The sequence below is a fragment of the Oribacterium sp. C9 genome (assembly GCF_002007235.1).
GTDB lineage: Bacteria > Bacillota > Clostridia > Lachnospirales > Lachnospiraceae > Oribacterium.
In genome coordinates this window covers 44,920-60,343 of the sequence record NZ_MUHW01000021.1, presented here as the reverse complement: position 1 = coordinate 60,343, position 15,424 = coordinate 44,920, and the positions used below count along the sequence as shown (strand labels likewise).

Below are 15,424 nucleotides of genomic sequence, written 5' to 3'. Positions count from 1 at the left end.
AGACAATATTTATTTATACTAATACGATATTTATGCAAAATCAATAATGATAAATATCGTACTATAAATACAAAATATAGACATTGTCCAAATCCTGACAACAGATTATCATGAAGACACTTGAAATTCAAACTGTTCAGTAAAAATGATATGAGCCATGAAAAAAATATCTGAATATCGTGCCGGCATATTATTCGGAAAAAACCATGGGCGAAATCGAAAAAATTAAATTCTGATTCGATGTCGACTTTTGACACTCACATCATTTGATATGTCCTGAAATACGAAGCAAAAGGCAATCAAATCATCACCTTATGTTTATGATTTCCGGGACAGCGAATCAAATACTTAGTATTTCAATCTGGAGGACCTGAAATGGGAAGCAGTAAATATGATGTCGGAAACGGAATTCACAGAGTTCCTACATGGAGAATAGCAGGGTATGCCCTGAACAATACAGCAACAAACCTTTATCTTTTCTTTATGAGTTTTATAGCCTATTACATTACAGGATGGGTAGGTCTCGGAGTTGTTCTTGCGGGAAGCTTTTCTATGATAATGCGTCTTTGGGACGGTGTCACCGATCCTATAATCGGTTTTATAGTTGACAAGACAGACGGAAAGTTCGGAAAGAACAGACCCTTCATGATCCTCGGAAATCTGATCCTGTTTATCTCCAGTTTCCTCATGTTTTTTATTACCCCGTCACTTCCTGAGGGAGCACCGAGGATCCTTTTCTTCATACTTGTAAATGCAGTCTACTATATTGGTTACACCTTCCAGTGTGTTATCACAAAGGCAGCACAGTCATGCGTGACCAATGACCCGAAACAGCGTCCCCTTTTCACAGTATTCGATGCTATTTACAATATGATCCTTTTCACAGGAGGACAGGTTTTCGTTTCCTCATATCTTGCGGCCAAGTACCATGGTCTCGGAAAAGACATTGCCATGTTCCACGAGTTCTGGCTTATAGTTGCGGTTACTTCAGCTATTTTCACAGCCATAGCGGTCATTTCCATCTGGCCTAAGGACAGAAGAGAGTATTTCGGTACAGGAGAGGCTCAGAAAATCACCTTCAGGGACTATTTCGAAGTGATCAAAAACAACAAGGCTATACAGATGCTTATCATAGCTGCTTCAACCGATAAGCTTGGAATAGCTGCGAAGACTTCAACAGTAACGCTCATCATGTATGCCATAGTTGCAGGTAACTTTGCTCTTTCCGGCGGATTCCAGATTTATACCACAATCGGTAATGTTATCTTCGTTATCCTGGGTGTGGGAGTTATCGCCACAAGATGCGGACAGAAGAAAGCCATGGTGCTCAGTAGCTGGATAGCACTTATAGGAAATGTGTTAATGATGCTGCTTTGGGGCTTTGGTGATCCTACAAGTCTCAGTCTTCCCGGATATGAGGGCTTCAATGGCTTCAATTTCTTCACTGTTTCACTTTTTACACTGACTGTAATCACAGGCGGATTTCAGCAGGTCAGCTCCAATATAGTTGTTCCCATGATAGCTGACTGCACAGATTATGAGACCTACCGTTCAGGACGTTACGTTCCGGGACTTATGGGAACACTTTTCAGCTTTATAGACAAGATGATTTCTTCCCTTGCGCCGCTGATCTCCAGCATTTGCCTTGCTGCTATCGGATTCACCACACAAATGCCTGATGTGGATACTCCATATACACCGGCACTTAAGGGAGTAGGCATATTCCTGATGTACGGTCTCGTTTCACTGGGACTTGTAGCCAACATCGTTGCAATGAAATATTATCCTCTTTCTGCTGAAAAGATGGCCGAGATAAGAAAGACCATTGCAGATAAAAAAGAGGTTGCATAAGAGTTTGATAGTTGACTTTTAAATAAAAAAGAAAGGAGCCTCCGGTATTTGTTATATGACCGGAGCATGATAAAAAATGGTAGATCTTAAGGCAAAGCCCTTTAACTTAAGCGACAAAAAGATTCAGTGGGTGGAGGATACGATAAAGAACATGACTCTTGATGAGAAGATAGGACAGCTTTTCATCAATCTTACACTTCAGAGAGACCCTGAGACCCTCGACAGGCTGGTGAATAAATACCATATCGGAGGTGTTCGCTGGCAGGGTGGAACACTTGAGGAAATCTACGAACAGAATAAGTATTTTCAGGAGCACAGCAAGGTTCCTGTTCTTATAGCCGCAAACTGTGAAGCCGGAGGAAACGGCGCAGTATCTGAAGGTACATTTATAGCTACGGGAGCCGCATGCGGTGCAAGTAAAACTCTCGATACTGTAAGAGACATGGCTAGAGTCGGAGCTCTGGAGGCAAGAGCTGTTGGTTGTAACTGGACCTTTGCCCCGGTTTGTGATGTGGTCTCCAACTGGAGAAACACCATCGTAAATACAAGAGCCTTCGGAAATGACCCGGAGCTTGTTGCTGAAAGATCCCTCGCCTATATGGAGGAAATGAACAAGGCAGGACTTGTCTGTGCAGCTAAGCATTTCCCGGGAGACGGAAGTGAGGAAAGAGACCAGCACCTTGTCATGGGCTGCAATGACCTTTCTACAGAAGAGTGGGACGAGAGCTTTGGAAAAGTATATAAGAAGCTAATCGATGCAGGACTTGAGAGCGTCATGGTGGGTCACATCTGTCAGAGAGCATATACAAAGAAGTTTAACCCTGAGATAAAGGATGAGGATATCCTTCCTGCAACTCTTTCACCTGAACTTTTACAGGGCCTTCTCAGAGGACAGCTTGGTTTCAACGGACTTATCGTAACCGATGCGACACATATGGCAGGTCTCACTGCTGCGGCAGACAGAAAGCATGCCATGCAGGGAGTTGTGGCAGCAGGCTGCGATATGATACTTTTCTTCCATGATCATGAAGAGGATATAGCTTACGTAAGAGAGGGTATAGAGGACGGAACCATCACAGCGGAAAGGCTTGACGATGCACTCCACAGGATTCTCGGTCTCAAGGCACATCTCGGTCTTGATGAGCTTGTGTTTCCTGAGAAGGAGGATCTTAACATCGTAGGCTGTGAAGAGCACAAGAGGCTCGCTGAAAAGGCTGCGGATGAAAGCATTACCCTTGTAAAGGATACCCAGAAGATCCTTCCTGTGGATCCTGAAAAGAAGAAGCGGGTTTTACTATATTTTATCGAAAGCGCACCTGTTTCATCACTTGACGGGGCAGATCCTGCGAAGAAGCTTCTGGTGGATGAACTTGAGAGAGCAGGCTTTGAGGTCGAGGCTCCCAAGGACTACTACGAGTATGAGATGGAGTCTCCGTCGAAGTTCAATAAGTTCAGGATGATGGAGCATGAAAGCAGGGAAGAGTTCAAGAAGAACACGGATCTGGTGCTTTTCGTCATCGACATGAAGGGCTATGCAAAGGAGAACAACACAAGGCTCACCTATTCCGTTTCTCATTCACATGAGATTCCATGGTTTGTCAGGGAAGTACCGACAGTGGCTGTCTCTCTTAACTACACCAATCATCTATATGATGTTCCTATGATGAAGACCTTTGTCAATGCCTACGGCTCAAGTCCTGAGTACATCCGTAAGCTGGTTGAAAAGCTTACAGGTAAGTCAGAGTTCAAGGGGCAGTACAACGATATCGTATGGTGCGACAGATGGGATACAAGACTTTGAATCGAGGTTTAAGAATGTTGGATTTTGAGAAAAAACATGATCATATCGTATGTATAGATTCAGATGGCTGTGCCATGGACACCATGAATATAAAACACATAAGATGCTTTGGACCCTGCATGGTGAAGGAATGGGAGCTTTCAGAGTGGGAGCAGGAAATACTTGAAAGATGGAATGAGATAAATCTCTATTCTCTCACCCGTGGAATCAACAGATTCAAGGGACTCAGCATGGCTCTTTCAGAGATAAATGAGAAATACAGGAAGATCGATGGTGTAGAGGAATTATGTGTATGGAGTGAAACAGCTCCTGAATTAAGTAATTCTGCTTTAGAGTCAATGATCGGCACTTCACCTGTTTTTGAAAAGGCTCTCAGATGGAGCCGGAGTGTCAATGAAGAGATAGAAAAGCTTCCTCAGGAGGAAATAAAGCCCTTTGAAGGTGTGAAGGAAGCCTTTTCCCTCATTCATGAATCAGCTGACATCGCTGTGGTTTCCAGTGCAAATCCTGAAGCTGTAAGAAATGAGTGGGAAAGATTCGGACTTCTCGAAATGGTGGATGTGGTATGTACTCAGGAGGTGGGCAGTAAGAGCGCCTGCATTAAGATGATTTCTGAAAAGGGATATGAGAAGGATCATATCCTGATGGTGGGAGACGCTCCCGGAGACAGAAAGGCTGCGGAAGAAAATGAAATTCTTTTCTATCCCATACTTGTAAAGCATGAGGATGAAAGCTGGACAGAATTCCGTACAACAGCTCTTGATAAGTTCATGAAGCTTTCATATGAGGACTACGGTGTAGAAAAGAAAAAGCAGTTTGAAAGAAATCTGGATACGGGAGAATCGTGAGCCTCGTGGCAGATTTCACAGGAATCCGGCATATAGCACCAGCCCTCGTGAAGCGAATTCAGATGGACTGGTGTTCCCGGAACCGCTCTGCGCGGAACGATTCGATGTCAGTTTTTGGATATGTGTATTCTTATATAGGACCATAATATGTCGATAACCTTAGAAGGAATATTTTTCGGAAAGGGGTACATATATGAAAATAACAACATTTAATCCACAGATCATTACAAACGACGCAGAATCCATAGTTAAAGTCTTCGAGGCTCTCGGTTTTGAGAAGCATCATAATCCGCAGGGAATCGGAGATTTGAAGGTTGAGGGTATCAGGATGAAAGATGCAAACGGATTTTATCTTGACATTTCTTCTCCGGACATGAAGCTTCCTCAGGATTTTACTGCCATCCGTATGAACGTGGATGATTTTGATGAGGCATACAGGTTGCTTACAGAACGTGGATTTAAAAATTTCTACGGAGATAAGACTGTGGAAACGAAGAGCTCAAAGTCTGCCATTATGATATCTCCGTCGGGATTTCCTGTTAACCTGGTACAGCATATCAAGCAGTAAATTAACAGATAAACTGAAATCAATATACGACTATCTTCGGGACCTCACTGTTTTGTGAGGTCCCATTTATATGTAATAAGAGAAATGATATTTCAATACACAAAAAAAAAGAACCTCGAATCCATGAAGCACTCGCCATTTCATCTACCGTTCTTTTCATCACGAATCGTCTTAGATCTGTGAAGCACTCGCCACATCTCTTTAACTTGTTTATATTGTATCAACTTTCATACAATTCGTCAACATGAAAATTTTTTTCATTTTGCGCTTCAGCCTTTCTTATATTGCCTGAAAAACAAGTCGAAATAGTAAAAGGAATAATTTACAGAAAAGGGAAAGGGCAGGATAGGTGCTGCATAGGTTGTATGATATGCATATTGCCCCGGTGGTAAACAAATGGATATTGATATTTTGCTGATATTACAGTCATTTCGTGAAGGGGCAGGTGGATGCCTTACGGATTTTCTCTCCAAGATGACCTGGTACGGAGAGATGAATATAGTTCTTATCATCATGGGTCTCATATACTGGTGTGTCTGTAAGGATATAGGAACATATCTTCTGATGGGCTGGTCAGGGAACCGAATCGTCAATGGTGTCCTGAAGGTGTCAGTATGCGCCTACAGACCGTGGATAAGAGATGCGAGGATAGTGCCTGATGAGACAGCACTTAAAACAGCAACAGGCTACTCCTTCCCGAGCGGACATTCCATGAACGGTGCTTCACTGTTTGGAGGTATGGCCATAAGACGGGAACTTACCAGGGGACTTCGTGTGCTGCTTTGGATGATGCTTTTCTTTGTGGCCTTCAGCCGCAATTTCCTGGGAGTACATACACCTCAGGATACTATCGTAGGCTCAGTGTCCGGTGTTCTGGTAATGTTTCTGACTGGAAAGCTTCTGAAATGGCTGGAATCACATCCCGAAAAAGAAGTATTGATCGCTGCAACAGGCATACTTATCGCCATAGTATCTGCAATTTATTCTGCCTATAAACCATATCCTGTCGACTATGATGCTGCAGGAAATCTGCTGGTTGACGGACTTAAAATGGCAAATGACACCTTTAAGGCAGTAGGCTGGATGGGTGCATTCTTTGCCGGCTGGCTCTTAGAGAAACGTTTTGTGGGATTTACCACAACAGGCATTTCCATGCAGCAGAGATTTTATCGTCTTATGGGCGGCATGATGGGTTACTATGCTGTTACACTGATCATAAACAGCTTAGTGAAAAAGACTGTTACCGGTTTTACAGCAACAGTCATAACCTGCTTTATCCAGATGTTCTACATCGTTTTTGTTTTTCCTTATATCATAAAACTCTTTAATAAAGCTAAATGAAAGAAGATCAGCGTAAGACTATAGATACCACATTCAGTTTAAGAAGATGCATTTACAGCAATGTGGCTTTCGCGATTCGTATGAATTCCAGCATTTCGGTCGTAACCCATTTATTTTCCATATATATGACCTGATGGAACATATCTATATGAAAATTTTTAACATGTATCTGGGAAAGATAATTGCTTTCCAGATGTTCTTTTATTGCGAAATAAGGTAAAAACGAGCATCCTCCTGTTTCATGGATCATTTTTGATATGACCTCAGTACTTCCAACTTCGAGAACAGGTTCGATGGAAAGATTATGAAAGGCCAGATACTGTGTCAATGCAAACTGATAGTTATCATCAGCCTCAGTCAGATAAAAGGGCTCCTTTACAAGCTCTCTAAGCTTGATATCATCCTTCTTTAAGATAGGATTCTGGGGGCCGCAAACGAATATGCAGGGCTCCTTTTTCTCTATGACTCTTTTCCAGTGAACATTATAGTACAGAGCATCCAGAATATAGATTATATCCACCTCGTTCTTTTCCATCATTTCGGTAAGCTCGGAAGGTGAACCTCTGGTTATCTTAATGTGGTATTCCGGATGATATTCCCTAAGAAGCGTCAGTATCTCAGTGAGAGTGAACATACATAAAGAGTCCAGAGTCCCTATATGGAGTGTATGAGTTCTGGCAGATTCATTGCCAAGAGTACCCTTCAGAGAATTTATCTCATTCATTATGTTTTCTACATATTTTAGAAGAAGCTTTCCGTCCGGTGTGATCTTTACATTTTTTCCGAATCTGTCAAAGAGTAATGTTCCGAGCTCCGTTTCCAATGCTTTTATCTGTACAGTCACAGTAGACTGAGAGTATCCAAGCTCATGACCTGCCTTGGAAAAGCTCTCAAGCTCGGCTACCTTCTGGAATGTTGTAAGCTGTCTGATTTCCATAATAAACTCCGTTCTGTCTTAAGGTCCGTTTATTATACAGGTAAAAGGGAGAATTTACCATATGTGCTAATGAGAGCTTTTCAATATATCGGCAAAAATCCTAAATAACGTGTTATGAATCGTGATATGGGTTAGTCTACAGAGCAATAAATTTCAGTTATATCTACAGATTAGAAATATGTATTACCCAGGATTCTGAACCAGCTGATAAAATGTGTAAATCGAATGACACATCCTCAGTGGATGAAAAAGGAGGAGACGATTATGAAGAAGAATTTCAAGAGATTTGCAGCATGCCTTCTGGTATCAGCATCTATGGCAGTTTCAACAGCATGCGGTAGTTCGGCACCGGCTGCTACAGAAGCTGCAACAAAGGCTACTGAGGCAGCAAAAGAAGCTGTGACAGAGGCTGCAAAGGAAACAGCTCAGGCTCAGGAATCTAAAGCTCAGGAAGTGACAGAGCCTCAGGCAGCACCTATCGACAAGGCTGCTTTTGATGAACTCCTCACAAAGGGACCCGTAGCAGATGATGCAGAGATCGCATCTTCAGAGTGGGCTTCTGCAGTAAAGGCAGCCGGTGTTCTCAAGGTCGGTGGAACACGTACATCACAGCTTTTCAGCCAGCTTGATGAGACAGACAACGGAATCCGCGGATTCGATGCAGGTCTCTATCAGCTTCTTACCAGATATATCCTCGGTGATGAGTCAAAGTTTGAAGTGGTTCAGGTCGACTCAAGCACACGTGAATCAGTTCTGACAACAGGTCAGGTCAATGCAGTATTCGCAACATATTCAATTACAGACAAGCGTAAGGAGCTTATCTCATTTGCAGGTCCTTACTACACATCCAGACAGGCTGTACTTGTAAAGGCTGATAATGCAGACATCGCAGGGGTTGACAGCCTTGCCGGAAAAGTAGTGGCAACTCAGGCAGGATCAACAGGTCCTTCTATCCTCGAGGAGTTTGCACCTGAGGCAACTGTAGAGGAGTTCTCTTCAGATATCGAAGCACGTACAGCTCTTGAGCAGGGAAGAGTAGATGCCTATGTGACTGACTATACTCTTATGCTCAATGCTCTCGTAAAGGAACCCGGCAAGTACCAGATCGCAGGCGATGTTTTCGGACCTGAAGATAATTACGGTATCGGACTTCCTAAGGATTCTGACGGAGTTCTGTTCGTGAACAACTTCCTCAAGAAGATCGAAGAGGAAGGTCTCTGGAAGGATCTCTGGAAGGTTAGTCTCGGAGACAGAACAGGAATCAGCGAAGCACCTGAGGCACCGGCTGTAGGCTGATGGAAGACGTCTGTTCGAATTTCATAAGATAAAGGTCTTCTTTTTAAAGTGGATTGTTTTTCTAAAAAGGATCTACATACACTTTGACATGTAATGATAATTAGTGAGCAATGAAGATTACGGCATGGCAGAACAGGGTTCCTGTTCTGTCATGTCGTATGTGTATTTCAAGGAAAAGTTATGACTATTAGTGAATTACTATCTCAATATGGCGAAAAATACATACAGGCTTTATTCACCACATGGCAGCTGACAGCATTGTCATTTGCAGGTGCTTTGATGATTGGCATCATCATCACCGTGATGAGAGTTTGCCCTATAAAACCTTTACGTATATTTGGCGATCTATATGTGCAGATATTCAGAAATATCCCCGGGGCATCTCTTCTGATAGTTCTGGTTTATGCATTACCGAACCTGAATATCATTCTTTCGTACTATCAGTGCGTGCTGACTGCCACCACCATGATACCTGCGGCATTCTGCTCGGAATATCTCATGAGCGGAATTGACGCCATAGGCATTGGCCAGATCGAAGCAGCGAGATCACTGGGTATGACCTTCGGCACAATGATGCGGAAAGTGGTCATCCCTCAGGCCGTTAGATTTTCAGTACTGCCAATGACTAATCTCCTGATCGCAACCATGCTCACCACATCTCTGGCATCTCAGGTTCCATTGAATCCGAAGGACCTGACGGGACTTGTTTCATATATAAACACAAGAGATGTGGGCGGAGTCACTTCGTTTCTGATTTCTTCAATTATGTATTGCGGAACTGCTGTCATCATCGGACAGATCGGAAGCTTTATAGATAAGAAAGTGAGGATCATACGATGAATGAACAAAGAACAGTCAGAGATGCGCTTTATGAGCAGCCGGATGCAGGAACCCGAAAGAAAATAACATTGGTGACGGTGGTTTCACTCTTTGCCATAGCGGTCTTCATGCTTTACATTTTGAAGCTGTTTAAGGATAACGGCCAGTTTGATGAAAAGTACTGGAGCTTTTTCATGAGACTTACTACATGGAAGTTCATCGGGGAAGGTCTTTTGGGAACCGTCGAAGCTTCACTCCTTGCGGGTGTTCTGGCACTTTTGATCGGATTCGTTTTCATGGTAATGAGGATAAGCTTTTACAAGCCTCTCAACATGGCGGGTACCGCACTTACCGAATTCACAAGAGGAGTACCGACCCTTTTGTTTATTTATTTCTTTTTCCTTTATGTGCCGAAGATGGGCATCAACCTTCCATCCATATGGCGCGTTTCCCTCCCTGTTGCGATTTCAGCTTCAGGTATGGTTGCGGAGGTTTTGAGATCAGGTGTCAATGCTGTTCCCAAGGGACAGAGAGAAGCGGCTTTATCCATCGGCATGCGGGAAACCATGGTATTCACGAAGATCATTTTCCCTCAGGCCATAAGATATGTGATACCGGCACTGGTTTCAGATCTGGTCATCGTTGTGAAGGATACGACATTTTCATATATCGTGAACTTTCCGGATCTTATGCAGAACGCAAAGGTCCTGATATCAAACTACGACGCGCTGCTTTCTGTATATCTCATGGCAGCGGTGATCTATGTACTTATAAATTATCTTTTGAATAAGGTTTCTGTCACACTTGCAAAACGAGGCGGTATGGTACCGGTGGTGGGGAGATGAAAAGCTGCCGCAGTGATGTGTGAGTGACATGAAAGAGATATGTAAGTGCAGAAAAGAGATGGCCGGGATACATTCCGGGTGGAAGATAAAGCAGAGTTTAGTATAGCGGGTCAAATGGAAGTATTTTACATATCGGAGAATATCTAAATCGGATCATCTCACAGAGAATTTGGAACAGTGGATAAAGGAAAATAAAGGAAAAAATAATGAATAGTGAAGTTAATGTTACTGAGAAGGACTCAGATAAAACTATAGTTGAATTAAAGCATGTTGAGAAATATTACGGGGAGCTTCATGCCCTGAAGGATATAAATCTTCAAGTAAAAAAGGGAGAAGTGGTTGTTCTTATCGGGCCATCGGGTTCCGGTAAGTCAACATTGTGCCGCACCATCAATCGCCTTGAGAGCATAAATTCAGGAGAGATACTGATAGAAGGCAAGAAGCTTCCTGAAGGCGGCGCAGAGCTTGCGGGCCTTAGGGCTGAAATAGGAATGGTGTTCCAGTCCTTCAATCTTTTTGCCCATAAATCCATCCTCGACAATGTCTGTATGGGGCCGGTGGATGTGCTTCATCGCCCGAAGGAGGAAGTGAAGAAGGAGGCTATGGAGCTTCTTAAGAGGGTAGGTGTCGACTCACAGGCACAGAAGATGCCGGCGCAGCTTTCAGGAGGACAGCAGCAGAGAGCAGCCATCGCCCGTTCCCTCGCCATGCATCCCAAGGTGATGCTTTTTGACGAGCCTACCAGCGCACTTGATCCTGAAATGATTCAGGAGGTTCTGGACGTCATGATCGAGCTTGCCAATGAAGGCATGACCATGATCGTGGTCACCCATGAGATGAACTTTGCCCGCAGAGTTGCCAACAGGGTGGTGTTCATGGCAGACGGTGCAATAGTGGAAGAAAATACACCTGAGGAATTCTTTACAGCTCCTAAGTCAGAAAGAGCTAAGGAATTTCTGGAGTCGATAAACAGACACTAAGATTCTTTGTTTATTTCTTATGCAACAGGTGATAAAGACAGATATTTTCATGGTGCTGTTACATATTGACTGCTAAGTGTGACGAGTATATAATGCCAAACTTAGAATCAGGACATGAGTTTCAAATAAAGTTTTCAGGAGGATGCTGCTTTTGCGGCAAATATGATGGATACAGTAAAAATAGTTATTCCGGCGCTCCCATGCGATCTTACAAATTATGTCAATGCTATCGAGGCTCAGGGAGCAGAGGCGACAGTTAAGCATTGCTGCCAGGATTTTGATATCAATGATTTTGACGGACTGCTTTTGCCGGGAGGGATAGACATTGACCCGATATGGTATGGATGTATCAATAAGTCCTGCGGCGAAATAAATGATGAACTTGATAAGCTTCAGGAAAGATATCTCAAGGCTTTTGTTGATGCAAAAAAGCCGGTGCTCGGTATATGCCGCGGTCACCAGCTTGTCAATGTCTTTTTCGGTGGCAAGCTCATTCAGGATCTTCCAACGAAAAAGTATCATGCAAGAGACATTCTTTCCGGTCCAGACAAGTTCCATACCGCAGAGATAAGCGGCGAAGATTCATGGTTCAAGCCGATCTACGGAGACAAATTCGAGATAAACAGTTCTCATCATCAGGCATCGGAAGTGCTGGGAGAAGGTCTCATAGTGGACCTCTACAGTGCCACAGGAGACAGAGTTATCGAAGGCACTCATCACTGCACACTTCCCATCTGGACCACACAGTGGCATCCTGAAAGATGCAGAGCTTCAAAAATGCATCCTGATGTGGTGGATGGATATAAGGTACTTGAGTTTTATATTGATAAGGTGAGAGAGCTTAAGGCTAAATAATATGAAATAATTCATAACAAGTGTCAGGTTCTGCAGGAATCTGATATATAATATCAGCCCCTTCGGGACCAGAGAAAAGGTCCCTAAGGGGTTTGTTATATAGCGCCTGCCCATCGCGAAGCGAATTTAAATGAAGCTGGTGTTCCCACTGAAGAAACTCAATATGAGCTAACATTCCCAATAGCGCAAGGCGCGAAAAGAATCGGCATCGACTATTTTCACTCAATCAAATTACGTGAGTATCAATAGGTAGTGTCAGGCGTAACTCTTCCTTTAATCGGCTGAATAGTTTATGGCCTCATCAGGGTCAAGGGGCTCTGAGAAGAAGTAGCCTTGTATCATATCAGCATTGAATTCTCGCAGTCTTTCAAACTGCCACTCCTCTTCAACGCCCTCTATGGTGATGAGCTTGCCTATATCGTGTACAAGCTGGATTACGTCTTTTATAAAGGCATCCTTGCCGTCAACAAGGTAGCTGTCCACCAGAGATTTATCCAGTTTTACATTTTCCACCGGTACATAGGTAAGATATGCCAGGGAAGAATAACCGGTTCCGAAATCGTCAAGGAGGAGACTGATTCCCAGTCTTTTAAGGTCGGCGAAAAGCTTTTCGGATACATCCGTCTTCTCCACCAGAAGACTTTCGGTGATCTCGATTTCTATGTACTTTGGTTCAATACCGTATTTTTCAAGCAGAGACTCAAGGAATTCAACATAACCTGTATCATTCAGCTGTCTGCTGGAATAGTTTATGGATACGGGATAAATAGTCCTGCCTTCAGATTTCCACTTAGCGATCTGCTTTATAACGATCTCTGTAATGATACGTCCGAGTTTGGATGTCCAGCCGTTTTTCTCTGCTATAGGAATAAACTGACCTGGACCGAAAGGTGCGTCCTTAAGTCGCACAAGAGCCTCGAATCCTATGAGTTCCCTTGTTTTTGCGGAAACCTTCGGCTGATATTTCATGTAGAACCCGTCGTGGTCGAATGCATTTAAAAAGGCATTCTTTATATTGGATTCTTCGGATAGTTTCTGCTTCATTTCATCGGCATAAACACATACTATATTTTTGCCGTTAGCTTTCGCCTCATATAATGCGATTTCAGAATTGATGATATGTTCCTGAGAATCAGAGCTGTTATCAGAGTGCGAGATGCCGACACTTATTGAAAGCAGAATGTTTACTTCTCCTGCAACAAAGGGTTTGCTGAAAAGATCCACCAGGTCCTTTACTATCTCAGAGTCTTTGTCCAGCCAACTGCCGCATTTAAGCATTATAAACTCATCTCCGCCGTATCTTCCTATGATGAGATCATGAGAATCTGAGAAATATTTAAGGCGGTCGGCTATATCGTTAAGGATAAGATCGCCGGTGACATGTCCGTAGTTTTCATTTACATCCTTGAAGCCATCGATATCAAGCAGGATGATGGAATATTTACTGTTTGATTTAACATTCTCCTGAAGATAATTTACTATACTTCTTCTGTTTAAAAGATCCAGCAGCTCATCGTGTTCGGCCTGATACTGAAGCAAGAACTTCGAGTTTTCGATCTCAGTCTTTGATCTTTCCAGATCTTTAACATGATTTTTCTCATTAATAAAAGCAAAACTTATGGATCCGACCAGCGAAAGCAGGGACAGCATAATAAAGACAGCAATGGGAAGAATGTCTTTATAGGTTTCGTATAAAGACATGGGCTTATTTATGTATACAGTGTCTTCAGGCAGCAGCTTTTCGCTGATCCCGTATTTTTTCATGAGACTGTAATTGAAGCAGGTAATGCTTGCAGCATCGGTCATGAGATCATAATCGGTGATTTTTTTGTTGTTATTCAGTATATCGTTAAGAATGATCGCAGCCTGTTTTGCCTGATCAAAAGCATTCATATAAGTACCGCCCAGAATGCCCATTTCTCTGCCTCCGACATAATTTCTCATGATGGGGGCATCTGTATACTCTTTGATGGTGTTGGTCAGATCAAGGAGAGAATACTTATGTCCGGTGGCGTCATTGTAACAGGCCATGTAAAAAACGACTGAGTCATCAGGGAGTTTTTTAAGTTCCTCTATGATCTCGGACATAGTGAGTCTGGCGGTATTGATTTCGATAATATCGTAATCAGGCAAATCCTGAGTGTATGCTAAAAATTCATCAATATCTACAAGGCCGGCTTCGGATTCGTCATGAAGTGCCACAAATGTCTTTCTGTGAGGCATAGTTGCAACAGTATATTTTATGGTGTCACCTATGTAGTCAGGTTCGAAGACGCCTGTTATATAAGGATTGGCCTCTGCCGTGTCTGCACGTTCCCGGTTATTGATCGCGAAGAAAACGATGGGAAGTCCATCAAAAAATTCTTTCTGATGGTCCATGGCAAACTGGAGGGCTTTATCATCACTTACAATGATTCCTGTATAGTCTGCAGAGTTGTTGTTATAGCGTTCTGAGAAAAAATTGTAGAAACTTGAGACATTAGAATCACCGCTGAAGCTTTTGACATCCATGAAGGCGATATCGAATTGTATGCCGTTGTCATAAAAAACACTTTCGATTCCGTTTTTCTTTTCGTCATAGTTAGCGTGCATGGAGTCAAAAGAGCTTAAGTACAGGACATTTTGCCTGATCTCGACAGTGGAGTGATCGGGCTCCTGGTCCCTGGTGTTCATAATGTAATATGAAAGCTGTGATAAGGCTAAAAATAGGCAAAGTATACCTGTTATGGCAAAAGCGAATCTAAAAAAATTGAAAAGATTATTTTTCCGCATACAGGTCCGTTCCTTAAGTGCTGTTGTTTCGTTTGCATGATAAGACTTATCGACTACTATGTATTTCGGCAGGGCGGAGATTTATATTACTTGATGTTTGTATAACTTGAGGGAGTAGGAGATTTCTATTACTTTTGAGTACAGTGGGGATAGGGGTATGTGTAGTGACTGCAGGACAGGCAGCAATTGCAAATAAGTAATTTGCAATAATTAATAATTCAGTTAGCTAACAAAAAATTTGTTTAGCCAATACATTTTAAAGGTAGAGAGTCCTTCGGGGCTCTCTATTTTTTACCCTTGTAGTGCCGCAATGCATCCCAAACGAAGAAAAAAGCATTTTGGGATGCATAAATTAGGGAGTAAATGCATCCCAATATAGGAATATTGCGATTTGGGATGCATTTTCGCTTATAGTAGAGCAACTTTAGAATGAGAATGTGGCATAACACCTTAAAATATGCATCCCAAATGATAAAAAACGTATATGGGATGCATACCGAGATTTTAAAGA

At 42.8% G+C, this 15,424-nt stretch carries 12 protein-coding genes; 10 read left to right on the top strand and 2 right to left on the bottom strand.

What is annotated here, in order from left to right:
- Window positions 1-375: 375 nt before the first annotated feature.
- The 5 genes from BXO88_RS12780 (at window position 376) to BXO88_RS12760 (ending at window position 6,409) form a co-directional block, all read left to right on the top strand.
- Window positions 376-1,851, top strand: a complete 1,476-nt coding sequence (locus BXO88_RS12780; RefSeq protein ID WP_078038116.1) for an MFS transporter — start codon at window positions 376-378, stop codon at window positions 1,849-1,851.
- 76 nt (window positions 1,852-1,927) lie between these two features.
- Window positions 1,928-3,652, top strand: coding sequence for a glycoside hydrolase family 3 protein (locus BXO88_RS12775; RefSeq protein ID WP_078038115.1), 1,725 nt, complete (start codon window positions 1,928-1,930; stop codon window positions 3,650-3,652).
- Between the two features lie 14 nt (window positions 3,653-3,666).
- Window positions 3,667-4,500 (top strand): HAD family hydrolase, encoded by an 834-nt coding sequence (locus BXO88_RS12770; protein ID WP_078038114.1) that lies wholly within the window; start codon window positions 3,667-3,669, stop codon window positions 4,498-4,500.
- 193 nt (window positions 4,501-4,693) lie between these two features.
- Entirely contained in the window at window positions 4,694-5,068 is a 375-nt protein-coding gene (locus tag BXO88_RS12765; protein WP_078038113.1) for a VOC family protein, read from the top strand.
- Between the two features lie 396 nt (window positions 5,069-5,464).
- Window positions 5,465-6,409: a phosphatase PAP2 family protein gene (locus BXO88_RS12760; RefSeq protein ID WP_078038112.1), complete on the top strand. Its 945-nt coding sequence runs from the start codon at window positions 5,465-5,467 to the stop codon at window positions 6,407-6,409.
- A 52-nt stretch (window positions 6,410-6,461) separates the two neighbouring features.
- Here the strand turns inward: BXO88_RS12760 and BXO88_RS12755 are convergent, their stop codons facing one another.
- Window positions 6,462-7,346 (bottom strand): LysR family transcriptional regulator, encoded by an 885-nt coding sequence (locus tag BXO88_RS12755; RefSeq protein WP_078038111.1) that lies wholly within the window; start codon window positions 7,344-7,346, stop codon window positions 6,462-6,464.
- Between the two features lie 264 nt (window positions 7,347-7,610).
- Here BXO88_RS12755 and BXO88_RS12750 point away from each other — a divergent pair, with 264 nt between their 5' ends.
- The 5 genes from BXO88_RS12750 to BXO88_RS12730 all read left to right on the top strand — a co-directional run bounded on the left by BXO88_RS12750 (window position 7,611) and on the right by BXO88_RS12730 (window position 12,141).
- Entirely contained in the window at window positions 7,611-8,642 is a 1,032-nt protein-coding gene (locus BXO88_RS12750; protein ID WP_206099990.1) for a glutamate ABC transporter substrate-binding protein, read from the top strand.
- Between the two features lie 180 nt (window positions 8,643-8,822).
- Window positions 8,823-9,482, top strand: coding sequence for an amino acid ABC transporter permease (locus BXO88_RS12745; protein ID WP_078038110.1), 660 nt, complete (start codon window positions 8,823-8,825; stop codon window positions 9,480-9,482).
- Entirely contained in the window at window positions 9,479-10,306 is an 828-nt protein-coding gene (locus BXO88_RS12740; protein ID WP_078038109.1) for an amino acid ABC transporter permease, read from the top strand. Before BXO88_RS12745 ends, BXO88_RS12740 begins: the two co-directional genes overlap by 4 nt.
- Before the next feature lie 206 nt (window positions 10,307-10,512).
- Window positions 10,513-11,286, top strand: coding sequence for an amino acid ABC transporter ATP-binding protein (locus BXO88_RS12735; protein WP_078038108.1), 774 nt, complete (start codon window positions 10,513-10,515; stop codon window positions 11,284-11,286).
- Between the two features lie 162 nt (window positions 11,287-11,448).
- Window positions 11,449-12,141, top strand: coding sequence for a gamma-glutamyl-gamma-aminobutyrate hydrolase family protein (locus BXO88_RS12730; protein WP_078038107.1), 693 nt, complete (start codon window positions 11,449-11,451; stop codon window positions 12,139-12,141).
- 273 nt (window positions 12,142-12,414) lie between these two features.
- Here BXO88_RS12730 and BXO88_RS12725 read toward each other — a convergent pair whose 3' ends face one another.
- Window positions 12,415-14,814 carry a bifunctional diguanylate cyclase/phosphodiesterase gene (locus tag BXO88_RS12725; protein ID WP_168171703.1) on the bottom strand — a complete coding sequence of 800 codons (2,400 nt, stop codon included), beginning with the start codon at window positions 14,812-14,814 and terminating at the stop codon, window positions 12,415-12,417.
- Between the last annotated feature and the right edge of the window lie 610 nt (window positions 14,815-15,424).